At 73.1% G+C, this 21,198-nt stretch carries 20 protein-coding genes; 12 read left to right on the top strand and 8 right to left on the bottom strand.

What is annotated here, in order from left to right:
• The first annotated feature begins 30 nt into the window (after positions 1–30).
• Entirely contained in the window at positions 31–426 is a 396-nt protein-coding gene (locus tag ACQPZA_RS25140; protein ID WP_169396739.1) for an SCO5389 family protein, read from the top strand.
• Between the two features lie 79 nt (positions 427–505).
• On the opposite strand, the gene ACQPZA_RS25135 is transcribed toward ACQPZA_RS25140, so the two are convergent.
• Positions 506–1,246, bottom strand: coding sequence for a PadR family transcriptional regulator (locus ACQPZA_RS25135; RefSeq protein WP_433274315.1), 741 nt, complete (start codon positions 1,244–1,246; stop codon positions 506–508).
• 227 nt (positions 1,247–1,473) lie between these two features.
• Between ACQPZA_RS25135 and ACQPZA_RS25130 the strand changes: the two genes are divergently transcribed.
• Positions 1,474–1,638: a hypothetical protein gene (locus tag ACQPZA_RS25130; RefSeq protein WP_433274313.1), complete on the top strand. Its 165-nt coding sequence runs from the start codon at positions 1,474–1,476 to the stop codon at positions 1,636–1,638.
• Between the two features lie 13 nt (positions 1,639–1,651).
• Here ACQPZA_RS25130 and ACQPZA_RS25125 read toward each other — a convergent pair whose 3' ends face one another.
• Positions 1,652–2,140: a hypothetical protein gene (locus ACQPZA_RS25125; RefSeq protein ID WP_433274311.1), complete on the bottom strand. Its 489-nt coding sequence runs from the start codon at positions 2,138–2,140 to the stop codon at positions 1,652–1,654.
• A gap of 133 nt (positions 2,141–2,273) precedes the next feature.
• Here ACQPZA_RS25125 and ACQPZA_RS25120 point away from each other — a divergent pair, with 133 nt between their 5' ends.
• Together ACQPZA_RS25120 and ACQPZA_RS25115 are read left to right on the top strand one after the other, a co-directional pair.
• Entirely contained in the window at positions 2,274–2,639 is a 366-nt protein-coding gene (locus ACQPZA_RS25120) for a YkvA family protein (protein ID WP_433274309.1), read from the top strand.
• A 60-nt stretch (positions 2,640–2,699) separates the two neighbouring features.
• A complete protein-coding gene (locus ACQPZA_RS25115) occupies positions 2,700–3,110 on the top strand; it encodes a tautomerase family protein (protein ID WP_169396735.1) in 411 nt (136 codons plus the stop codon).
• Between the two features lie 27 nt (positions 3,111–3,137).
• On the opposite strand, the gene ACQPZA_RS25110 is transcribed toward ACQPZA_RS25115, so the two are convergent.
• Positions 3,138–3,560: a PPOX class F420-dependent oxidoreductase gene (locus tag ACQPZA_RS25110; protein ID WP_169396734.1), complete on the bottom strand. Its 423-nt coding sequence runs from the start codon at positions 3,558–3,560 to the stop codon at positions 3,138–3,140.
• Between the two features lie 102 nt (positions 3,561–3,662).
• Between ACQPZA_RS25110 and ACQPZA_RS25105 the strand changes: the two genes are divergently transcribed.
• Positions 3,663–4,601 carry an NADP-dependent oxidoreductase gene (locus ACQPZA_RS25105; protein WP_433274306.1) on the top strand — a complete coding sequence of 313 codons (939 nt, stop codon included), beginning with the start codon at positions 3,663–3,665 and terminating at the stop codon, positions 4,599–4,601.
• Between the two features lie 17 nt (positions 4,602–4,618).
• Here the strand turns inward: ACQPZA_RS25105 and ACQPZA_RS25100 are convergent, their stop codons facing one another.
• Positions 4,619–5,815, bottom strand: a complete 1,197-nt coding sequence (locus ACQPZA_RS25100; RefSeq protein WP_433274304.1) for a hypothetical protein — start codon at positions 5,813–5,815, stop codon at positions 4,619–4,621.
• A 521-nt stretch (positions 5,816–6,336) separates the two neighbouring features.
• On the opposite strand from ACQPZA_RS25100, the gene ACQPZA_RS25095 reads away from it, so the two are divergent.
• On the top strand, positions 6,337–7,230 hold the full coding sequence (locus ACQPZA_RS25095) for a M23 family metallopeptidase (protein ID WP_312859175.1): 894 nt from the start codon (positions 6,337–6,339) through the stop codon (positions 7,228–7,230).
• Here the strand turns inward: ACQPZA_RS25095 and sthA are convergent.
• Positions 7,227–8,639, bottom strand: a complete 1,413-nt coding sequence (gene sthA, locus ACQPZA_RS25090) for a Si-specific NAD(P)(+) transhydrogenase (protein WP_433274302.1) — start codon at positions 8,637–8,639, stop codon at positions 7,227–7,229. The two genes, ACQPZA_RS25095 and sthA, sit on opposite strands and share 4 nt — an antisense overlap.
• A 265-nt stretch (positions 8,640–8,904) precedes the next feature.
• Between sthA and ACQPZA_RS25085 the strand changes: the two genes are divergently transcribed.
• Positions 8,905–10,041, top strand: coding sequence for a DUF4192 domain-containing protein (locus ACQPZA_RS25085; RefSeq protein WP_433274300.1), 1,137 nt, complete (start codon positions 8,905–8,907; stop codon positions 10,039–10,041).
• Between the two features lie 20 nt (positions 10,042–10,061).
• On the opposite strand, the gene galE is transcribed toward ACQPZA_RS25085, so the two are convergent.
• Together galE and ACQPZA_RS25075 are read right to left on the bottom strand one after the other, a co-directional pair.
• On the bottom strand, positions 10,062–11,024 hold the full coding sequence (gene galE / locus ACQPZA_RS25080; RefSeq protein WP_169396757.1) for a UDP-glucose 4-epimerase GalE: 963 nt from the start codon (positions 11,022–11,024) through the stop codon (positions 10,062–10,064).
• Between the two features lie 138 nt (positions 11,025–11,162).
• Positions 11,163–11,882: a metal-dependent transcriptional regulator gene (locus ACQPZA_RS25075; RefSeq protein WP_169396729.1), complete on the bottom strand. Its 720-nt coding sequence runs from the start codon at positions 11,880–11,882 to the stop codon at positions 11,163–11,165.
• A gap of 93 nt (positions 11,883–11,975) precedes the next feature.
• On the opposite strand from ACQPZA_RS25075, the gene ACQPZA_RS25070 reads away from it, so the two are divergent.
• The 3 genes from ACQPZA_RS25070 to ACQPZA_RS25060 are packed head-to-tail and all read left to right on the top strand — an operon-like array spanning position 11,976 to position 16,858.
• Positions 11,976–12,845, top strand: coding sequence for a sulfurtransferase (locus ACQPZA_RS25070; RefSeq protein WP_433282977.1), 870 nt, complete (start codon positions 11,976–11,978; stop codon positions 12,843–12,845).
• A 37-nt stretch (positions 12,846–12,882) separates the two neighbouring features.
• On the top strand, positions 12,883–14,052 hold the full coding sequence (locus ACQPZA_RS25065) for an acetoin utilization protein AcuC (protein WP_169396728.1): 1,170 nt from the start codon (positions 12,883–12,885) through the stop codon (positions 14,050–14,052).
• 1 nt (position 14,053) lies between these two features.
• Entirely contained in the window at positions 14,054–16,858 is a 2,805-nt protein-coding gene (locus ACQPZA_RS25060) for a GNAT family N-acetyltransferase (RefSeq protein ID WP_433282975.1), read from the top strand.
• A 28-nt stretch (positions 16,859–16,886) separates the two neighbouring features.
• Here the strand turns inward: ACQPZA_RS25060 and ACQPZA_RS25055 are convergent, their stop codons facing one another.
• Complete coding sequence (locus ACQPZA_RS25055) at positions 16,887–18,545, bottom strand: fumarate hydratase (protein WP_433274297.1); 1,659 nt, start codon at positions 18,543–18,545, stop codon at positions 16,887–16,889.
• A 30-nt stretch (positions 18,546–18,575) separates the two neighbouring features.
• Between ACQPZA_RS25055 and ACQPZA_RS25050 the strand changes: the two genes are divergently transcribed.
• Together ACQPZA_RS25050 and ACQPZA_RS25045 are read left to right on the top strand one after the other, a co-directional pair.
• Positions 18,576–18,701, top strand: coding sequence for a hypothetical protein (locus tag ACQPZA_RS25050; RefSeq protein WP_433274295.1), 126 nt, complete (start codon positions 18,576–18,578; stop codon positions 18,699–18,701).
• Between the two features lie 34 nt (positions 18,702–18,735).
• Positions 18,736–21,114, top strand: a complete 2,379-nt coding sequence (locus ACQPZA_RS25045; RefSeq protein ID WP_433274293.1) for a xanthine dehydrogenase family protein molybdopterin-binding subunit — start codon at positions 18,736–18,738, stop codon at positions 21,112–21,114.
• Positions 21,115–21,198 lie beyond the last annotated feature (84 nt).

The following is a 21,198-nucleotide window of genomic DNA, read 5'->3' as shown; positions in this document are numbered from 1 at the left end:
TCCGTTCGTCCGGCAAACCCAGGAGGTTCCGTGTCCCTCGACGTCCCCACCCACGTGCTCACCGCCGCTGAACGCGGCGAGCTCGACGACGCCCAGTTCCTCGCCGTCGTCCGGGACTCGCTGCCCTACGCGTGGCAGGTGGTCACCGCGGCCGCCGACGACAGGGTCGAGCACCCCGAGGCCCCGTTCGGCGAGCACGAGGTGCCCCCGCCGTCGGAGCAGGAGCGCGGCCAGCTGCTCCGGGCGCTGGCCAGCAACGCCATCCGCGGCGCGCTGGAGCGGCACTTCGGCGTGGTGCTCGCCTTCCAGAACTGCCACCGCGTAGCCGCCTTCGCCCCCGCGGACGTCGACGGGCCGACCTATCGCGAGTTCATCAGTCCCCGCGGCCAGGTCCTGAACCAGAGCCCGGAGCTGCGCGACTGCTGAGGCAACCCCGCATTGCAGCAAAGCCACTTTCCTGCCATCAGATGGCGTGAAAGTGGCTTTGCTGCAATCAGGGTGCCGGTTACTCCGCGAGCAGCCGGTAGAGCGTGCGGCGGGCCTCGGTCAGAGCCGCGGTGGCCGCGGTGATCTGCTCCGGGTTGCCCGCGGCCATCACCTGCTGGGCGGCGGCGTGCAGCTGGCCGAGCTGCTCCCACAGCTCGCCCGCCCCGTCGTCGTCGGCGTCCCGGCCGACCGACGCCCAGACGGCGTCCAGCTCCTCGCGGTGCTCCTCGACGTACCGGGTGCCCTCCTCGGTGAGGTGGACGACCCGGCGACCCTCGGCCTGCTCCACGCGGACCAGTTGCTCGTCCTCGAGCTGGGAGAGCGTGGGGTAGACCGAGCCGGGGCTGGGCCGCCACGCTCCGCCGGAGCGTTCGGCGATCTCCTGGATGATCTCGTAGCCGTGCCGCGGCTGCTCCGCGACGAGGGCCAGCACGGCGGCGCGGATGTCGCCGCGTGCGGTCCGCCGGCCGCGCCTGCCCCGGTGACCGGGGAAGCCGCCGTGGCCACCCGGGCCGAAGCCCGGACGGAACGGGGGACCGCCCCGCCGGCCGCGCCTGCCCGGGCCGCCGTGCCTGCCGTGGCGCTCGTGCTCCCCGTCGTCCGCGTCGTCGAACGGCGGCATGGGAGGCACGGGGCCACCCATCGCCGCGGTCATCGGGCCGGCCGCCGGGTGGGAGTGCCCGTGGCCGCGCCGGCGACCGAAGGGGGTGGATCGGAAGCCTGGCCAACCAGGGGTCCAGGCGGGGTTCATGGCGTTCATCGTCGTCTCCTCGGACGTTGCGAGCCTCCTGCTCTCATGGCATCGAGTAGCTCGTGTGCCATCACGATATATCGCGATAGCGCAGCGAGCTAGCGCCGAAGTATCTTTCACCCGTTCGGAGCAGGCGAGGGGAACGACATCCGGTCAGCCGGGTCGGTTTCGGACCGGGGCTGGTAGGAACAGGGGACGCGTCGTCGACGCGGCAGGCCCCGAGGAGGTCCGTTCAGATGCTGCTGAAGATCCTGGGCATCGCAGTGGTCATCTGGCTCGCACTGGCGGTGCTGGGGGCGGTCTTCGAGTTCCTCACCACGGCGCTGGTGATCGGCGCCGTGGTGGCGCTGGGAGTGGTGACCTACTCCGCGGTGAAGGGTCGCCGGTCGATCGGGCGCTGAGAGCGCGCCGGCGTCACCGGGTGGCGGCGGGCACCGGGCCGCAGTTGTCGTCCACGTACGCCTGCACGCGCTCGCGCGCGCCGGTGAACTCCGCCGACCCGAGCCGCGCGTTGAGCTCCGGATCACGCGCCAGTGCCGCGCCGTCGCCCCCGTTGGCCTGCAGGGCATCCAGCTGCAGGTTGGCCGCCTGCACCGTCAGGTCGACGTCGGAGCGGATGGGGTCCGGTGCCGAATCGCGCATCGCGGCACCGGCGCGCCGCACGCCGTCGATCGAGGCGGAGAGCTCCTGGGGGGACGCTCCGCCGCGGGTGATCAGGGCGGACAACGGCCGGACCGCCGCGATGTTCGCCTGCGCGGCCGTACAGAACGGGCTCGGCGGGGGAGCCTGCTGACGAGTCGGCTCGCGGTTGTCGGAGTCGGCGACGGAGCCGCCGCAGCCTGCGGTGATGGCGCCGGCGACCAGCGCGGCGGCAAGTTTTGCGCCACGCGAAACGAGACCCATCGACACTTCCCCCGCGAGCGATCAGTGGAGCTGCCGACGATAGCGCCCGCCCGGCACGGCCGCGGTGTGGTGCCCGCTCGCCGATCGGGCGAGGCGTCCGGAACGTTCCGACTGTCGAGATCGTTGTGAGAGCGTGCCCAAGATCGGACCCCGCCGGATCGCCGCGTTCCGCGCCCTGTGGCGTGCCCTGTCCGACGGACGCAGGCCGGGCGCACCCGGGTTCGGCGACCGGCTCCGGTCGCTGCCCCGGATGCTCGCCGGTGCGCTCTCGGGCCGCTACCCGGAGCTGAGCCGGGGGCGGCTCGGGCTACTGGTGCTCGCCCTGGCCTACCTCGTGTCACCGGTCGACCTCGTCCCGGAGGTGTTCCTGGCGTTGCTCGGGCTGGGCGACGACGTGATCGTCGCGCTCTGGCTCGGGGGCGCCGTCCTCGTCGAGACCGACCGGTACCTCGAGTGGGAGCGCACCCAGCCGAAGGTGGTCGAGCAGCCGCACGACTGAGCCGTCCGCACGCCGAGGCCGATCGCGGGCGGGCCGGCAGGGCTCCTTACGGTATGCGCCATGCCGATCCTCGAAGTCCATCTCGTCGAGGGGATGCACACCCCCGCACAGCACTCCGAGCTGCTCTCGGCGATGAGCACCCGCTACGCCGAGCTCCTGGGATGGCCCCTCGACGGGGTGCGGGCGTGGGTCACCCTGCACCGGCCGGAGCTCTGGGCCACCGCGGGCACGCCGGCGTCGAGCCGGTCGGCTCCGTACTTCACGGCGATGGTGCTCGAGGGCAGGCCGGTGGAGCAGCGCCGGCGGCTGCTGGGCGACTTCACCGACATCGTCGTCGACGTGCTCGGGGTGGACCGGAGGCTGGTCCACGGCCGGATCATCCCGGTGCACCCGGACGACTGGGCCACCGGCGGGGTGTCGGGCGGCGCTCGGCGCGGCGACCCCCGGACCCGTCTCGCCACGTCGGGCTGAGACGTCCGCCGCCCGCCCGGGAGCCGCTCAGTGCTCCGTCCAGGGGCCGACCCCACCCACCCGCTCGACGGCGATGCGCACCACGTAGCCGGCCGGCGCGTCGGGCGGCAACGGGAACTCGGCACCCGGCCCGGCGTAGACCTTCACGAGCCGTTGCAGCAGTTCGGGCGCTCCGCCCTCGGTGACGGTGGCCGTGCCGTACACCACCAGGTTGTGCTGCATCCCGAGGGCATTGCGCTCCTCGGCGTCCAGGGACAGCACGACGCGGGGATCACGACGGAGGTTGCGGACCTTCCGGTGCTCCGGCAGGTGCGCCATGACGATCTCGTCGCCGTCGAGCCCGACCCACACGGCACTGAGCTGAGGACTCCCGTCCGGGTTGATCGTCGCGCAGTGGGCGAGCCTTCCGGATTCGATGAGGGCACGCGCACTCTCGGGAAGGGGGCTCACGGTCGCACCGTAACGGGTGCACTTGCCCGATGCCGGAGTGTCGTCCGCCGACCCGGGCCGGTATTCCTGGTCTTCTGATGGTAGGTATCGGACGTGGGAACGATGCGCGTCATCACGCAACTCTCGACCGGCGGTCCCGAGGTACTCGAGATCGGTGAGGCGGAGGTGCCCGACCCGTTGCCCACCGAGATACGTGTGCGCGTGGCCGCCGCCGGGGTGAATCCCGTGGACTGGAAGACGCGCGCAGGCTCGGGGATGGCGGCGGTGATCGGGCCGCCCCCGTTCACCGTCGGATGGGACGTCGCGGGCACCGTCGACGCGGTCGGCCTCGGCGTCACCCGGTTCTCGGTGGGCGACTCGGTGTTCGGGATGCCGTGGTTCCCGCGCCAGGCCGGCGCCTACGCCGAGTTCGTCACCGCCCCGTCACGGCACTTCGCGCACCGCCCCGCCGGGCTGTCGGAGGTGGAGGCGGCGGCGCTCCCGCTGGCCGGGCTCACCGCGTGGCAGAGCCTGGTGGACATCGCCGGCGTGCAGGCGGGCCAGCGGGTGCTCGTGCACGCCGCCGCGGGCGGGGTGGGGCACCTGGCCGTCCAGATCGCGAAGGCCAGGGGCGCCTACGTGATCGGCACCGCATCGATCGGCAAGCACCACCTGCTCAACGACCTCGGCATCGACGAGGCGGTGGACTACCGGGCCGAGGCGTTCGAGAAGGTGATCGACCCCGTCGACCTCGTGCTGGACATGTTCGGTGGGGAGATCGCCGTGCGCTCGCTCGACGTGCTGCACCCCGACGGTCGCCTGATCTGCCTGCCGTCCGGCGCCGCCGCCGAGGCCGTGGCCGCCGCGGCGGACCGTGGGCTGCGTGCCACCGGCATGCTCGTGGAGCCCGACGGGGACGGCCTCGACGAGCTCGCGCGGCTGGTCGACGACCGGCGGCTGCGGGTGCTGGTGGCCGAGACCTTTCCCCTGGAACGGGCGTCGCACGCCCACCGGGCAGGCGAGCTCGGGCGCACCACGGGAAAGATGGTGCTGACCACGTAGCCGGAGTGCCCGGCCCGTCAGCGGCGCGGCGGCGTGCTCCTGGCCCGGGCGACGACGTCCTTCACCCGTTCCCGGACGCCACGCAGCTCGGTCAGGTAGAGCCAGTAGTCGGGGTGCACCCCGGTGAGCCGCTCCTCGGCGTTCGCGAGCCGCACCGACTGGGCGTCGAGGATCGCGCCGAACTCAGTGACCAGCCCGCGGTCCACCACGAGCCGCTGCGCGTCGCGCAGCACGAACCGGGCGTCGGAGGCCTGGCGGGTGGGGTCGGTCCGGGCCTCGCGCAGCTGGGACAACCGGTCGGTGACCACGTCGTACCGTTCCTCGGCACGACCGAGCGCCGATCGGGCTGCCGTGATCAGGTCCGATGCCTCGTCCCAGTCGCCGTCCCCGGCCAGCTGTCGCGCCTGGGCGATCGCCCGGTCGGCGTCGGCGATGGCCTCGCGGGCGAGGGTCTCGGCCCCGGTGAGATCCCGGGAGCAGGGCTCGGAGAACTCGCGGCGCAACGCCGACATCGACGGCTCGATCCGGTCGGCCTTGGTCTCGGCGGCCGAGCGGCGGGTGCCGATGCTGGTCAGCGCCGTGCGCACCACCTCGGCCGTGCGTGGTGCCTCGGCGGCGAGCGCGGCGGCTGATCGGGCCAGGTCGAGCGTGTGCTGGGCCGACCGGCGCTGGTCGCGCAGGCGCGCGCCGGGGATGTCGAGCTGAGCGGCGGCCCGCTCGGCCTCCGCCAGGCGCTCCGCCGCCCGGCGGGACCGGACGCCGGCCGCGTCGGCCTGCTCCACCGCGGTGCGCGCCTCGCGCAGCGCCGTGTGCGCCTGCTGGACCGTGCGGGGCAGGTTGCTCACTGCGAACGCCGCCTCATCGAGCGCCCGGGAGTTCGAGGCACGGAAGCGGCGGATCATCTCCCGCGCCCGCTCGATCTCCCGTAGCGCCCGCTCGTCGGCCGCGCGGGTGTCCGCCGCCCGCGCACCGCCCGGCGGCTGGTCGCCGGTTGCGGCCAGGTAGGCCTCGGTGGCCGCATCCCCGACGGCCGCGACCTCCGCCCACGCCCGGGTCAGCCCGTGGCTGCCGCCGAGCTCGTCGGCAGCCCGCACGGCGTCGGCGACGGCGCGCTGCTCGTCGTCCAGGGCGAGAAAGCCTTGTGTGGCGGCGTGGCGCGCGGCGAGCGCGCGCTCGTCGGCGGGCTCGTCCCTCCGGTCGGACCTGCGGAACAATTCGCTCCCCTCGCGCGCTGGGATGGTCGAAACCGTACCCGGAAGGGTGCTCCGTGCGTGTATGCGTAGATCACCAGAGAGCGGGAACATCGGGGCACCGAGGGCTTGACGGCTGACCGGTCCGGCGTTCCCGATCAGCACCCCGCCTCCGTTCGGCGCGGATCCTGCGGCCACCGGCACCGCGGACTACTCCGTTCGCTGGTACCGCACCCGCCGTGATCGCCTCGCGGATACGGGACTACGGCTGCCGGCGGGGGACCGGAGGCAACTCTGCGCTGAACGGGAGGCGCCACATCGGCGTGTTGGGCCCGACATGCCGGTCCGGCCGCTCGCCGCGCCGTTCCGTCCGGCGATCTCAGTTCTGGCGGTGCGGGGGTCAACGTCGAGTCAACCGCGATTAACGTTTCCCCCGGATCGATAACGCCCCGGTCACAGACCGGACACGGACCGCACCCCCGGCGGTCCGCCCGCACCCCCGAGCGGGATGTCCGGCCGGAGCGCCCGATCCGGAAGGAAAGGTCGTGGCACGGCACCGCTCCCCCCAGGGCCGGCGCGCACACCTCGGGCCCCCGCTGCCGGCCGTCATGGCGGCAGCGGGGGTCGGTGGCGGCGCCCACCGGTCGATCTCGCTTCCCCAGCTCACTCCCTCGCTCCCCGTCCGCTTCGTCGCGACGGTTGTCGCCGGTGGCGCAGTGGCCGCTGCAGGTCAGCACGCGCTCGCCGAGGCTCTGCCGGCGGCGGCCGACGGCGCCAACGTGCTGCGCATCGGAGTCAACGAGCTCCTCAGCTCCGCTCCGGACGTGCAGGCCGCTGCGCTCTCCGCGCCGCTCGTCGCCGATCCCCCGGTCGTCGCCGCGGTCGCCGCGGCGGTCGGGCCGGTCACGCCCGAGCCCGTTGTCGCCGACGCCGCCTCGCTCGTCAAGGCCGCCGACCTCCAGCAGGCCGCTGCCGATGCCGCTGCTCGCGCCGCCGAGCAGGCGAAGGTGGCCGAAGCCGCCCGTGTTGCCGAGGCCGCCAAGAAGGCCGCGGCGTCCACCGTCGAGATGATCATCGGGCGGGTCACGTCCGGGTTCGGTGCCCGCTGGGGCTCGTCTCACCAGGGCCTCGACATCGCCGCCCCGATCGGCACCCCGATCCGCGTCCCGCTCGCCGGCACCGTGATCGACTCGGGTCCCGCGAGCGGGTTCGGCCTGTGGGTGCGCGTCCGGCACGCCGACGGCACGATCACCGTCTACGGCCACATCAACCGGTCACTGGTGCGCGTGGGCCAGAAGGTGACAGCCGGTCAGGAGATCGCCGAGGTCGGCAACCGCGGCCAGTCGACCGGCCCGCACCTGCACATCGAGGTCATCACCCCGGGCGGCACGAAGATCAACCCGCGCCCGTGGCTCGACCAGCACGGCATTCGCTACTAGCTCCCGTTCGCGAACACGTCCAGCGCGCGCATCTTGTTGGTGACGTCCAGCGCCGCCACCTTGTACGCCTCCGACAGCGTGGGGTAGTTGAGCACCGTGTCGACGAGATAGTCGACCGTGCCGCCGCACCCCATGATCGCCTGTCCGATGTGGACGAGGTCGGTGGCGTTGGTGCCGAACACGTGCACGCCGAGCAGCTTGTGGTCGACGGTGGACACCAGCAGCTTCAGCATGCCGTAGGAGTCGCCGACGATCGCGCCGCGCGCGAGCTCCCGGTAGCGCGACATCCCCACCTCGTACGGCACCGACGACTGCGTCAGCTCCGCCTCCGTCTTCCCGCAGTAGGAGATCTCGGGAACGGTGTAGATGCCGATCGGCTGCAGCTCCTGCAGCTCCCGCACCGGCTCGTCGAAGGCGTGGTAGGCCGCGAGCCGCCCCTGGTCCATGCTCGTGGCGGCCAGCGCGGGGAAACCGATCACGTCGCCCACCGCGAAGATGTGGGGGACCTCCGTGCGGTACTGCTTGTCCACCGAGATCCGGCCCCGCTTGTCGGCCGAGAGCCCCGCCTTCTCCAGGTCGAGCTCGTCGGTGACACCCTGGCGCCCCGCGGAGTACATCACCATGTCCGCGGCGATCCGCTTGCCGCTCGCGAGGCTCGTGACGGTGCCCTTGGGGGTGATCTCGACCTTCTCGACCTCCTCACCGAACCGGAACGTCACGGCCTGGTCGCGCAGGTGGAACTTGAGCGACTCGACCACCTCGGGATCGCAGAACTCCAGCATCTGCGGGCGCTTCTCCACCACCGTGACGCGGGTGCCGAGAGCGGCGAACATCGACGCGTACTCGATGCCGATCACACCGGCGCCGACCACGACCATCGAGCCGGGTACCCGCTGCAGCGTCAGCACGGCGTCGGAGTCGATCACGTGGTTCTCGTCGAACTCGACCGCGTTCGGCCGGGCCGGCTTCGTCCCGGTGGCGATGACGATGTTCTCGGCCGTGACGGTGTTGTGGTCACCACGCGAGTCGCCCTCGACGACGACCGTGTGCGCGTCCTCGAACCGGGCGGTACCGGCGAGGATGTCGACGTGGTTGCGCAGCAGCTGGTTGCGGATCACCTCCACCTCACGGCCCACGACGTGCGCCGTGCGCGCCAGCAGGTCGGCGATCGTGATCTCCGACTTGACGCGGTAGCTGGCGCCGTACATGTCCCGCTGGGCGAAACCCGTCAGGTAGAGCACCGCCTCGCGCAGCGTCTTCGACGGGATCGTGCCCGTGTTGACGCAGACGCCCCCCATCATGTTGCGCCGCTCCGCCACGCAGACGCGTTTGCCCAGCTTGGCGGCCGCGATCGCGGCCTTCTGGCCACCGGGACCAGAGCCGATCACCAGCAGGTCGTAGTCGTACACGGGATGTCCTCCCACTCGCTCGCTCGGCGGGCGCCACCGGATCAGCGCCGGTGGCCGCCCTGCCACGGGGAAAGGGTCGCGGGCGGAGGCGTCCCCCGGCAAGCGGGGGAGGCTAACAATCGGCGACGACACTTCGGCCCTCCGTGCCGCGGCCATCCCCATATGCCCGTCCGGACGGCGATCTCCAGCGGGGGACCGCAGGTGGTCCACAGCCGAACGGCGCAACGGATGGCGCACCGCACCGGAGCCGCCCGACGCTGCGCACATGGCAACTCCCGACATCCCCCGCTCCTCCTCCGCCCTGCCGCCCCTGCCGGGCGACCCGTCCACCCTCCGGGTCCGCGAGCCGGGGGAGCTGCTGGCGGCCGTCCCGATCCTGCTCGGCTTCCATCCGCGTGAGTCGCTCGTGCTCGTGGCCACCGGCGGCGAGTCCGGCCGCAGGCTGGGCCTCACCCTCCGCGTCGACCTCCCTCCGCCCGAGCACGACGCCGCCGTCGCGGCCGACGCCGTCCAGAACCTGCTCCTCGACAGCCCCACCGGCGCCGCGGTGATCGTCGTCGCCGGGAGCGCCGAGGCCGTGCGGCCGCGCGAGGATCTGGTCGGCCTCGTGGTCCACGCCCTGGAGGCCCGCGGCATCGACGTCCACACCGTGCTCAGCACGCCGAGCACGGCGGCGGGCGCCCGGTGGACCTGTTACGACCCCTGCGGATGCACCGGTCTCGTGCCGGAGGGCTCCGCCACCCCGTTCGCAGCAGCCTCGGTGGCTGCCGGCCGGGTCGTGCGGGCCGATCGGAACGAGCTGGAGCAGCTCCTCGCCCCGGCCCACCCCGAGCGCATCCGCCTTCGGGAGGCTCTGCTGATCCAGGCCGCTGACGAGGCGCTGTACCACCCCGATCCGGGAGCGTCCCGCCGGGCCGCGGCCGACCGCGAGGGCCTGGACGCCGAACTCGCGCTCGTCGACGCTGCGATCGCCGACGCGGCAGCCGACCGGCTGGTCCTCGACGACACCAGGGTCGTCGCGCTCGCCGGGGCGCTCGCGGTCCCGGACGTCCGCGACGCCGCCCTGCTGCGGTGCGTCGGTCCCGTCGCGGCCGCGGCGGAACAGCTGTGGACGGCGCTGGTGCGGGAGACGCCGGACCCCGAGGCCGCGGAGCCCGCCGCCCTGCTGGCGGTGTCGGCCATGGTGCGGGGCGACGGAGCGCTCGCCAACATCGCGCTCGACCGGGCGGAGCAGGCCTGGCCGGGGCACCGGCTCACCGCGATCCTGCGCTCGGTGCTGCTCGGGATGCGGCCCGAGGAGATCAGGGAGTGGGTGCGTGGGGGCGGGGAGCAGGGCGGCGTGTCAGCCGTGCCGTTCCCCACCTCGCGCCGCACCATCCGCAGAAACCGGCCCGGCGCATGAGCACGCGGTGCCGGCGGGGGTCAGACGGGCTGCCTGCTCTGGGTGAACCGCCAGGCGTCGCCCACGATCCTGGTGATGTCGGTGTACTGGGGGCGCCAGCCCAGGTCGGCCACGGCCGCCTCGCTGGAGGCGATCAGCACGGCGGGGTCGCCACTGCGGCGAGGCGCCACGGTCGTGGGGATCGGGTGTCCGGTCACGGTCCGGCAGGCCTCGATCACCTCGCGCACGGAGAAGCCGGTGCCGCTGCCCAGGTTGTAGATCGCGTGCTCGCCCGGCTTTGCGTGCTCCAGCGCCAGCAGGTGCGCGGCGGCGAGGTCGTCCACGTGGATGTAGTCGCGCACGCAGGTGCCGTCGGGGGTGGGCCAGTCGTCGCCGAACACCTGCACCACGTCACGCGTGCCCGACGCCACCTGCAGCACGAGCGGGATGAGGTGCGTCTCCACCGTGTGCCGCTCGCCGAAACGGCCGTGCGCGCCGGCCACGTTGAAGTAGCGCAGGCTCACCGCCGCCAGGCCGTGGGCGATCGAGTACGACCGGATCGCGTGGTCGATCGCGAGCTTGCTGGCGCCGTAGGGGTTGGTGGGCCGGGTGGGGGAGTCCTCACGGATCGGCACCTGCTCCGGCTCGCCGTAGGTGGCCGCGGTGGAGGAGAACACCAGCCGGGGCGTCTCGTGCCGCCGGATGGCTTCGAGCAGGCGGAAGGTGGTCACCACGTTGCCCGACCAGTACAGCTCCGGGCGCTGCACCGACTCGCCCACCAGGGAGCGCGCGGCGAAGTGGAGCACCCCGTCGAAGCCCTCGGCCAGCAGGTCGTCGGCCGCCTCGGCCAGATCGGCCTGTACGAAGCGGGCGCCATCGGGCACCGCGTCCTGGTGACCGGTGGACAGGTCGTCGAGCACCGTCACGTCATGGCCCGCGTCCACCAGGTGTGCGGCACAGACACTGCCGACGTAGCCGGCTCCACCGGTGACGAGCAGCTTCACGAAGATCCTCCTGGTGCGGGGTGGCTGACGGGGCGTCGCGCCGACCGGGCGCCTGCCGGCGCCACGCGCCACGGCGGAGCGGAGCGCGTCGGCGGCGCACACCGTCTCATGCTGCTCCGGCCCACCGGACGAGGGGGATCAGCGCGCCCGCACCAGCACGGCGTGGGCGATGAGCGGTGCCACGCTGGCGTCGGCGCCGTCGGCCGCCACGGGCACGGGATCCCCGAAGCGGGTGATCGGCCGCACCTGCACGTCGCGCCCCGGCACGATGCCCGCACCCTTGAGCTCCGCCATCAGGTCGGCGTCCACCTGCACGTGCTCGGCGATCCGGCGCACCTCCACGCGGCCACCACCACGCCGGGCGAACTCGTCGAGCCGCTGCAGCCCCACCTCGAGCGTCGGCGGGGCCGACACGCCGCCCTGCACGGGGTCGTGGAGCTGCGAGAGCTCGTCGAGACCCGGGATCGGGTTACCGTAGGGGGAGATCGTCGGGTTGTCGAGCAGCTGCACGAGCTTGCGCTCCACGGCGTCGCTCATCACGTGCTCCCAGCGGCACGCCTCGGCGTGCACGAACTCCCACTCGAGCCCGATCACGTCGGAGAGCAGGCGCTCGGCGAGGCGGTGCTTGCGCATCACCGACACGGCCCGGGACCGACCGGAGTCGGTGAGCTCGAGGTGCCGGTCACCGGCCACCACCACGAGGCCGTCGCGCTCCATGCGGGCCACGGTCTGGCTCACGGTCGGCCCACTCTGACCGAGGCGTTCCGCGATCCGGGCGCGCAGCGGTACGACGCCCTCCTCTTCGAGTTCGTAGATCGTGCGGAGGTACATCTCGGTCGTGTCGATGAGCTCGTTCACGCGCTCAGCCCTTTCGTCAAGACCCCATCCTATCTGTGTCAGGCCTCATGGAGGTCCGCCATCCCCGGCAGAATTGGCCGGGTGACCGCCCCACTGCCTCCGCTGATCACCTCATCCGACCTTGCCGCACTGCTGGACACGTCGAGCAGCGCCGAGCGACCTGTGGTCCTGGACGTGCGCTGGCGGCTCGGTGGACCACCCGGACGGGCCGACCACGACCGCGCCCACCTCCCCGGTGCGGTGTTCCTCGACCTCGACACGGAGCTGGCCGATCCGCCCGGTCCGGCGGGCCGGCACCCGTTGCCCACGCCCCAGCGGCTGCAGGACGCGCTGCGGCGAGCCGGAGTCCACGACGGCTCGCGCGTGGTCGCCCACGACGACGGTGACGGGGTGGTGGCTGCGCGCGCCTGGTGGCTGCTGCGGTGGGCGGGGCTGCCCGCCGGCCGGGTGGCCGTGCTCGACGGCGGTATCGCCGCATGGGTGGCCGCCGGCCTGCCCACCACGGCGGAGCCGTCGCGGCCCGAACCGGGCGACGTCACCGTCCGCCCGGGCGGCATGCCGGTGCTGGACGCCGACGGTGCCGCTGCCCTGGCCCGGGACGGTGTGCTGCTCGACGCCCGTGCGGCGCCCCGCTACCGGGGGGAGACCGAGCCGGTCGACCCGCGAGCCGGGCACATCCCGGGCGCGCTCAACGCACCTGCCGCCGACCTCGTCGGCCCCGACGGGCGCTGGCTCGCCCCCGAGGTGGTGGCGCAGCGGCTGGCGGCGCTGGGGGTCGCCGCGGAGGGCGGTGCGGATGTCGCCGCCTACTGCGGCTCCGGGGTCACCGCCGCGGCGTTGGTGCTCGCGGCCGAGCACGCCCGGCTGCGGCCGCCGGAACAGCCGATCGCGCTCTACTCCGGCTCCTGGTCCAACTGGTCCGCCGACCCGGAGCGGCCGGTGGCCACCGGCGCCGCGCCCTGACACGCGGCGGGCCCGGCGATCCTTTACGGTCGCGGCCATGAGTCCCCGAGCTGCGGTGGTGTGGACGCCCGAGTTCCTCCACTACGACCTGGGTGATGGCCACCCGCTCGATCCGGTTCGCCTCGACCTGACGATGCGCCTCGCCACGGGGCTGGGTGTGCTCGAGGGCGTCGAGCCCCTGGTTCCCACGCAGGCGCCGGACGACGAGGTGCAGCGGGTGCACGTGCCGTCCTACCTCACGGCGGTGAAGTCGGCGCCCGAGGCCCCGTTCGGGGTGGGGCACGGGCTCGGCACGGAGGACAACCCGGTCTTCTTCGGGATGCACGACGCCAGCGCACTGGTGTGCGGCGGGTCGCTGCTCGGCGCGAAGGAGATCGCCGAGGGCCGGGCCGACCGCGCCGTCAACATCGCGGGCGGCCTGCACCACGCGATGCCCGACCGGGCCTCCGGGTTCTGCGTCTACAACGACTGCGCCGTCGCGATCTCCTGGCTGCTCGACCACGGGTTCGACCGGATCGCCTACATCGACGTCGACGTGCACCACGGCGACGGGGTGCAGGCCGCGTTCTACGGCGACCCGCGGGTCCTCACCGTCTCGCTGCACCAGCACCCGATGACGTTGTGGCCGGGCACCGGGTGGCCCGGTGAGTACGGCGACGGCGACGGCGCCGGGTACGCCGTCAACCTGCCGCTGCCGCCGGGCACGTCCGACAGCGGCTGGCTGCGCGCGTTCCACGCGGTGGTGCCGTCGCTGGTCAGCGAGTTCCGGCCGCAGATCCTCGTCACGCAGTGCGGGGTCGACACCCACGCCGAGGACCCGCTCGCCAACCTCGGGCTGTCCGTCGACGGCCACCGCACGATCTACCGGGCCCTGCGCGAGCTGGCCGAGCACGCCGCGGGCGGCAAGTGGCTGGCCGTCGGCGGCGGCGGGTACGGGCTGTTCCGGGTGGTCCCGCGGTCGTGGACGCACCTCGTCGCCACGGTGCTCGACCGCGACGTCGAACCGCACCGGCCGCTCCCGGCCGGATGGGTGGCCCACGTCGCCGGGCTCACCGGGCAGCAGCTGCCCACCTCGATGACCGATGGTCGCGACAGCGGCTACGAACCGTGGGGCGAGGGCTCCGACCGCGTCGACACCGCCGTGCTGGAGACCAGGCGTGCGGTGTTCCCGCTGCACGGCCTCGACCCCGACGATCCCCGTGACTGACGTGGATCCCGCGTCCACGCCGGCGTCGGCGGGCGGCGGGCCGTCCCCGTCAGCGGCCGACCCCGCCGACGCGGGGCCCGGGTACCCGCGCCACTGGGAAGCCGATGTCGTCGCCTCCGACGGCGGCATCGTGCACCTGCGACCGATCCTGCCCAGCGACGCCGACGCGCTGCTGCGGTTCCACGCGAGCCTCTCCGAACGCACCCGTTACCTGCGGTTCTTCGGCCCGTACCCGCGGATCTCGGAGCGCGACCTCGCCCGCTTCACCCACGTCGACCACCACTCGCGCGTGGCGTTCATCTGTCTGCTGGGCGACGAGATCATCGCCGTGGGCCGCTACGAGGGGCTGCCGGGTGACGGCGGCCCGGGCGGTACCACCGGCACGGCGGGCCCCGACTCGGCGGAGGTCGCGTTCGTGGTCCGCGACTCCCACCAGGGGCGCGGCCTCGGCTCGATCCTGCTGGAGCACCTGGCCGCGGCCGCCCGCGAGAACGGGCTGCGCCGGTTCGAGGCCGAGGTGCTCATGGAGAACCACCAGATGGTGCGCGTGTTCCGGCAGGCCGGTTACCAGGTCAGCCGCGAGTTCGCCGAGGGTGTGCTCCACCTCGAGTTCGACATCGACCCCACCGAGCGGTCGCTGGCGGTCCGCGATGCCCGGGAGCAGCGGGCCGAGGCCCGCAGCGTGCACAACGTCCTGCACCCGACGTCGGTCGCGGTGATCGGCGCGTCCACCGACCCCGCCAAGATCGGGCATGCCGTACTGGCCAACCTGCTGCGCGGCAACTTCACCGGGCCGGTGTACCCGGTCAACCCGGAGGCCCGCTCGGTGCGCGGGGTACGGGCCTACGGCTCGGTCACCGACATCCCCGACGAGGTCGACCTCGCGGTCGTCGCCGTCCCGGCCGCCGGGATCGACGAGGTCATGGACTCCTGTCTGGCGAAGGGGGTCAAGGCGCTGGTGCTGATCAGCGCGGGCTTCGCCGACGCGGGGGCGGGCGGCCTGGTCGCCGAGCGGCGACTGGTCACGGAGGCCCGCGTCCACGGGATGCGGGTGATCGGGCCCAACGCGCTCGGGGTGGCCAACACCGACGCCGACGTGCGGCTCAACGCCACCCTCGCCCCCGACCTGCCGGGCCGGGGCCAGGTCGGCTTTTTCTCCCAGTCCGGCGCGCTGGGCATCGCGATCCTCGCCGCGGCCAAGGAGCGCGGGCTGGGGCTGTCCACGTTCGTGTCGGCCGGCAACCGCGCCGACCTGTCGGGCAACGACATGCTGCAGTACTGGCAGACCGACCCGGCCACCGACGTCGTGCTGCTGTACCTGGAGACCTTCGGCAACCCCCGCAAGTTCGCCCGGCTCGCCCGCCGGCTGGCCCGCACCAAGCCGATCGTCGCGGTGAAGAGCGGCCGGCATTCGGCGCCGGCGGCGGCACTGGCCGCGAGCGCGGTGCCGATCGACGACGCGAGCGTGCAGGCCCTGTTCGAACAGGCCGGCGTGATCCGGGTCGAGACGTTGTCGCAGCTGTTCGACACCGCGCTCCTGCTGGCGTACCAGCCGCTGCCCGCCGGGCCGCGGGTTGCGGTCGTGGGCAACTCCACCGCGCTGGGGCTGCTGGTCAGCGACGCCCTGCTCGACGAAGGGATGGAGCTCGCGGGCCCGCCCGTCGACGTCGGCACGGCCGCCCCGCCCGAGGAGTTCGCCGCGGCGGTGGCCGCAGCCCTCGGCGGTGGCGGCGCCGCCCGGACCGATGACGCCGGGGCCGAGGCCGACGAGGGTGGGGCGGACGAGGGTGGGGCGCACGCGCTCGTCGTCGTGTTCGTGCCGCCCATCGCCGTCCCGGGCGCTGCGTACGCACGGGCGCTGCGGGAGGCCGTCGCGGGTGCCGACAAACCCGTGGTCGCGGTCTTCCTCGCAGCGGAGGGGGTGCCGGCCGAACTGGCCGTGCCGTGTGCGGACGGCTCGCCGGGCAAGGGTTCGGTGCCCAGCTACCCGAGTCCGGAGCGGGCGACGGCCGCGCTGGCCCGGGTCAGCCGCTACGCCCGCTGGCGCGCGCGGCCGGTGGGGGAGTTCGTCACTCCGCCCGGGATCGACACCGAGCGGGCCCGGATGCTGGTCGCGCGGTTCGGCGCCACCGAGCGGCACGACCTCGGCGACGGGGACGCGCTCGAGCTCCTCGGCTGCTACGGGATCACGGTCAACGACTTCCAGCGGGTCTCCGGGGCCGATGCCGCGGTCGCCGCGGCGGAGGAGATCGGCTACCCGGTCGCGCTGAAGGCCACCGGCGACCGCTGGCGCCACCGCACCGACCAGGTGGGGGTGCGACTGGACGTCACCACGAGCGCCGGGGTGCGGCAGGCCCACGCCGACCTGGCGCGGCTCACCGGCCAGGACGAGGTCTACGTGCAGCGGATGGCGCCCAAGGGGGTGTCGTGCGTGCTGGAGGTGGTGGACGACCCGTCGTTCGGTTCCCTGCTGTCGTTCGGGCTGTCCGGGATGGCGACCGAACTGCTGGGCGACCGGGCCTTCCGGGTGGTGCCCGTGTCCGACCAGGATGCGGCGGCGCTGGTCCGGGCCCCCCGGGCCGCCCCCCTGCTGGCGGGATACCGCGGCACCGAGCCGGTGCGGCTGGACGCGCTGGAGGACCTGGTGCTGCGGGTCGGCAAGATCGCCGAGGACCTGCCCGAGGTGCGCTCGCTGAGCCTCGACCCGGTGCTCGCCTCACCCGATGGTGTGTTCGTCACCGGGGCGAGGGTGCTGCTCGGGCCGCCGCCCACACGGCACGACGGCGGCCCGCGCCGCCTGCGCTGAGAGACCTCTGCGCTGAGAGACGCCGGCGTCAGCGGCGGAACGTCACCTGCAGGGTGGGCGTGCTGACGTCGGCGAAGAAGTCGTTGCCCTTGTCGTCCACCACGACGAATGCCGGGAAGTCCTCCACCTCGATCTTCCACACGGCTTCCATGCCGAGCTCGGGGTACTCGAGCACGTCGACCTTGCGGATGCAGTCCTGCGCCAGCCGGGCCGCGGGGCCGCCGATGGACCCGAGGTAGAACCCGCCGTAGGTGGCACAGGAGGTGGTCACCTGCTTGGACCGGTTGCCCTTCGCGAGCATCACCAGCGACCCGCCCGCCGCCTGGAACTGCTCCACGTAGGAGTCCATGCGTCCCGCGGTGGTGGGCCCGAACGAGCCGGAGGCGTAGCCCTCGGGCGTCTTCGCCGGTCCGGCGTAGTAGACGGGGTGGTCGCGCAGGTACTGCGGGATGGGCTCGCCGGCGTCGAGCCGCTCGGCGATCTTGGCGTGGGCGATGTCGCGGGCGACGACGAGCGGCCCGGTCAGCGACACCCGCGTCTTCACCGGCAGCGCGGAGAGCTGCGCCCGGATCTCGCTCATCGGGCGGTTCAGGTCGACGCGCACGACCTCCTCGGAGAGGTCCTCGGTGGAGGCGTCGGGCAGGAACCGTGCGGGGTCGCGCTCGAGCTGCTCGAGGAACACGCCCTCCGGGGTGATCTTCGCCCTGGCCTGCCGGTCGGCCGAGCACGACACCGCGATGCCGACGGGAAGGGAGGCACCGTGGCGGGGCAGCCGCACCACGCGCACGTCGTGGCAGAAGTACTTGCCGCCGAATTGGGCGCCGATGCCGAACTCGCGGGTGAGCGCGAGGACCTGCTGTTCCAGGTCACGGTCGCGGAACGCGTGTCCCGCGGCCGAGCCGGCCTCGGGGAGGGCGTCGAGGTAGCGGGCCGAGGCGAGCTTCGCGACCTTGAGGGTGTACTCGGCCGACATCCCGCCGACGACGACCGCGAGGTGGTAGGGCGGGCAGGCCGAGGTGCCGAGCGAACGCAGCTTCTCGTCGAGGAACCCGGCGAGCTTCTTCGGGTTCAGCAGCGCCTTGGTCTCCTGGTAGAGGAACGTCTTGTTGGCCGAGCCGCCGCCCTTGGCCATCACCAGGAACTCGTACTTGGGCGCCTGGCCCGGCGCGCTGTAGAGCTCGACCTGCGCCGGCAGGTTGGTGCCGGTGTTCTTCTCGTCCCAGAACGACGTGGGTGCCATCTGCGAGTAGCGCAGGTTGAGCTCGTCGTAGGCCTCGAAGATGCCGCGCGAGACGGCCTCCTCGTCGTTGCCGCCGGTCAGCACCGTCTCGGTGCGCTTGCCGACGACGATCGCCGTGCCGGTGTCCTGGCACATCGGGAGCACGCCGCCCGCTGAGACGCACGCGTTGCGCAGCAGGTCGGTGGCCACGAACCGGTCGTTCGGCGACGCCTCGGGGTCGTCGACGATCGACCGCAGCTGGGCGAGGTGCGACGGGCGCAGCATGTGCTGGATGTCGTGCACGGCCTCGCGCATCAGCGCGGTGATGGTGGCCGGGTCGATCTCGAGGAAGGTCCGGCCCGGTAGTGCCGGAACCTCGACGACCCGCCCCGGTGGCAGATCGAGCCGGCGGTATTCGGTGTCGTCCGGACCGAGAGGAAGCACGTCGATGTGGCGGAACTCGGGCACCCGAGGAACCTAACAGCGCCGGCGGCACACATGGATCGGGAGGCCGGACCGGCCCCCGACCAGTCCGACCTCCCGGAGGACGCGCGGGCGGACGAACCGACCGCGCAAGGTCTCGACATGACCTTCTCCCGTGCGCCGCGGCACGTCAACTGCTGAGCGTTGCGAAGCATCGTTCCGTAGTGTCAGCACCATGGCTGGATCGATTCTCGGCACCTCCGTCCGCCGAGTGGAAGACTTCGAACTGATCACCGGGGCCAGTACGTATGTCGGGAATCTCGCCCTCGACGGCGTGCTGCACCTCGCCTTCGTTCGCTCCCCACTGGCTCATGCCCGCATCGTCGGCATCGACAAGTCCGAGGCGGAGGCCGCTCCCGGCGTCGTCGCGGTCTTCACCGCGGCCGACCTCGACCTCCCGGCACACCACGGCCTGATGGTCGTCAACCCCAAGGTCCCGCGCCCGCCGCTGGCCACCGATCGCGTCCGCTTCGTCGGTGAGCCCGTCGTGGTCGTGGTCGCCGAGACGAAGGCCGCCGCCGTCGACGCGGTCGAGCTCGTGGAGATCGACTACGACCCGCTGCCCGCCGTGGTCGATCCGGAGGCCGCGCTGGAGCCCGGCTCGGAGCTGCAGTTCCCCGAGCTCGGCACCAACCTCGCGGCTGGGATCCGCTCCGACACCGATCCGCTCGAGGACGCGGAGGTGGTCGTCCGGGCCCGCATGGTCAACCAGCGGCTGGCGGTGATGCCCATGGAGGGCAACGCCATCGCCGTGCTCCCCGGCCCGTACGGCGAGGACCGCGCCGGGGACGAGCTGACGATCTGGGTGTCCACCCAGATGCCGCACGCCTTCCGCAACGTGATCGCCGGCCTTCTCGGCATCGAGGCGGAGCACGTCCGCGTGATCACGCCGCACGTGGGTGGCGGGTTCGGCGGCAAGGCCGGTCCGCTGGCCGAGCACACGGCGTCCATCTGGACGGCGCGGGCGCTGAACCGCCCGGTCACCTGGGTGGAGACCCGCTCCGAGAACCTCGTCTCGATGCCGCACGGCCGGGCGCAGGTCGGCTACTACGAGCTGGGCCTCACCCGCGACGGGGTCATCACCGGCATGCGGGCGCGGGTGGTGGCCGACAGTGGTGCCTACGCGGGGTTCGGCGGTGCGCTGGCGCTGGGCCCGACCTACATGCTGAGCCAGGGCGTCTACCGCATCCCGCAGATCGGCTACGACGCCGCGGTGGCCCTCACCAACACCACGCCGGTCGGAGCCTTCCGGGGGGCGGGACGGCCGGAGGCTGCCGCCTACCTCGAGCGGATGATGGACCTGGCCGCGGCCGAGCTGGACCTCGACCCGGTGGAGATCCGCCGCCGCAACTTCATCCAGCCTGCGGACTTCCCGTACACGACGGTCACCGGCATGCACTACGACATCGGTGACTACGACCTCCCGCTGCGGGAGGCGCTGCGGCTCGTCGACTACGAGAAGGTCCGCGAGGAGCAGGCCACCCGCCGCGAGGCGGGCGACCCGGTGCAGGTCGGCATCGGGGTGTGCGTCTACGTCGAGATCACCGCGGGCGGTGGCGGCACCGAGTTCGGCTCGGTCACCGTGCACGCCGACGGGTCGGCCACGATCTCCGCGGGCACGTCCGGCCACGGTCAGGGCCACCCCACCGCGTTCGCCATGCTCGCCAGCGACCGCCTCGGCATCCCGATGGACAAGATCACGTTCGTGCAGTCCGACACCGCGGTGGTGCCGCGTGGTGGTGGCACGGGCGGCTCCCGGTCGCTGCAGATGGGTGGCAACGCCGTCCGCGCGGCGGCGGAGGACGTGCTCGAACAGGCCAGGAAGCGGGCGGCGGCCATGCTCGAGGCGAGCGTGGACGACGTGGAGCTCACCGAGAACGGTGAGTTCGGCGTGGCCGGTGTGCCCTCGGTGACGCTGACGTGGGCCCAGGTGGCCGGGGCCGCGGCGGCCGAGGGCGGCGAGCTCGCGGCTGCGCTCGACTTCAAGCAGGAGGGCGCGACGTTCCCGTTCGGCGCCCACGTGTCGGTGGTCGAGGTCGACACCGAGACCGGCCGGGTGACGCCGCGCCGGCACGTCGCGGTGGACGACTGCGGCCGCATCCTCAACCCGCTGATCGTCAACGGGCAGCAGCACGGCGGCCTGGCCCAGGGCATCGCCCAGGCGCTGTACGAGGAGGTCGTCTACGACTCCGAGGGCCAGCCGCTCACCGGCACACTGGCCGACTACCGGATGCCGAGCGCGGCCGACCTGTTCACGTTCGAGACGGCCAACACCGAGACGCCCACACCGATGAACCCGCTGGGTGCCAAGGGGATCGGCGAGTCCGCGACGGTGGGCGCGACGCCCGCCGTGCAGAACGCGGTGGTCGACGCGCTGCGTCCGATCGGAGTGCGGCACGTCGACCTCCCGTGCACGCCGGAGCGGGTGTGGCGGGCCGTCCAGGACGCTCGTTCCGGCAGCCCCACCGACCCGTGGCGCGAGCCGCCCGCCGTCTTCGCGACCCTGCCGGTCCGCTCGGCCGCGACGGCCGCGGTGGAGGGCGGCGAGATCTGACGGCACCGGCAGCTCCTCTCCGTCGGGACAGGTCGTCCACCGCCGACGCGTGACGGCATCGCCGGTTCGCGCGACAGTGATGGT

It is taken from the genome of Pseudonocardia xinjiangensis (assembly GCF_050948425.1).
GTDB classification, from domain to species: Bacteria; Actinomycetota; Actinomycetes; order Mycobacteriales; family Pseudonocardiaceae; genus Pseudonocardia; species Pseudonocardia xinjiangensis.
This window is presented reverse-complemented; position numbering and strand designations above follow the sequence as displayed.

Bases quoted from the DNA above. Each gene is read 5' to 3' on its own strand.
- ACQPZA_RS25135 (WP_433274315.1), bottom strand. From the start codon at position 1,246: ATGAACGCCATGAACCCCGCCTGGACCCCTGGTTGGCCAGGCTTCCGA.
- ACQPZA_RS25130 (WP_433274313.1), top strand. From the start codon at position 1,474: ATGCTGCTGAAGATCCTGGGCATCGCAGTGGTCATCTGGCTCGCACTG.
- ACQPZA_RS25125 (WP_433274311.1), bottom strand. From the start codon at position 2,140: ATGGGTCTCGTTTCGCGTGGCGCAAAACTTGCCGCCGCGCTGGTCGCC.
- ACQPZA_RS25115 (WP_169396735.1), top strand. From the start codon at position 2,700: ATGCCGATCCTCGAAGTCCATCTCGTCGAGGGGATGCACACCCCCGCA.
- ACQPZA_RS25105 (WP_433274306.1), top strand. From the start codon at position 3,663: ATGCGCGTCATCACGCAACTCTCGACCGGCGGTCCCGAGGTACTCGAG.
- ACQPZA_RS25085 (WP_433274300.1), top strand. From the start codon at position 8,905: ATGGCAACTCCCGACATCCCCCGCTCCTCCTCCGCCCTGCCGCCCCTG.
- ACQPZA_RS25065 (WP_169396728.1), top strand. From the start codon at position 12,883: ATGAGTCCCCGAGCTGCGGTGGTGTGGACGCCCGAGTTCCTCCACTAC.
- ACQPZA_RS25050 (WP_433274295.1), top strand. From the start codon at position 18,576: ATGGATCGGGAGGCCGGACCGGCCCCCGACCAGTCCGACCTCCCGGAG.
- ACQPZA_RS25045 (WP_433274293.1), top strand. From the start codon at position 18,736: ATGGCTGGATCGATTCTCGGCACCTCCGTCCGCCGAGTGGAAGACTTC.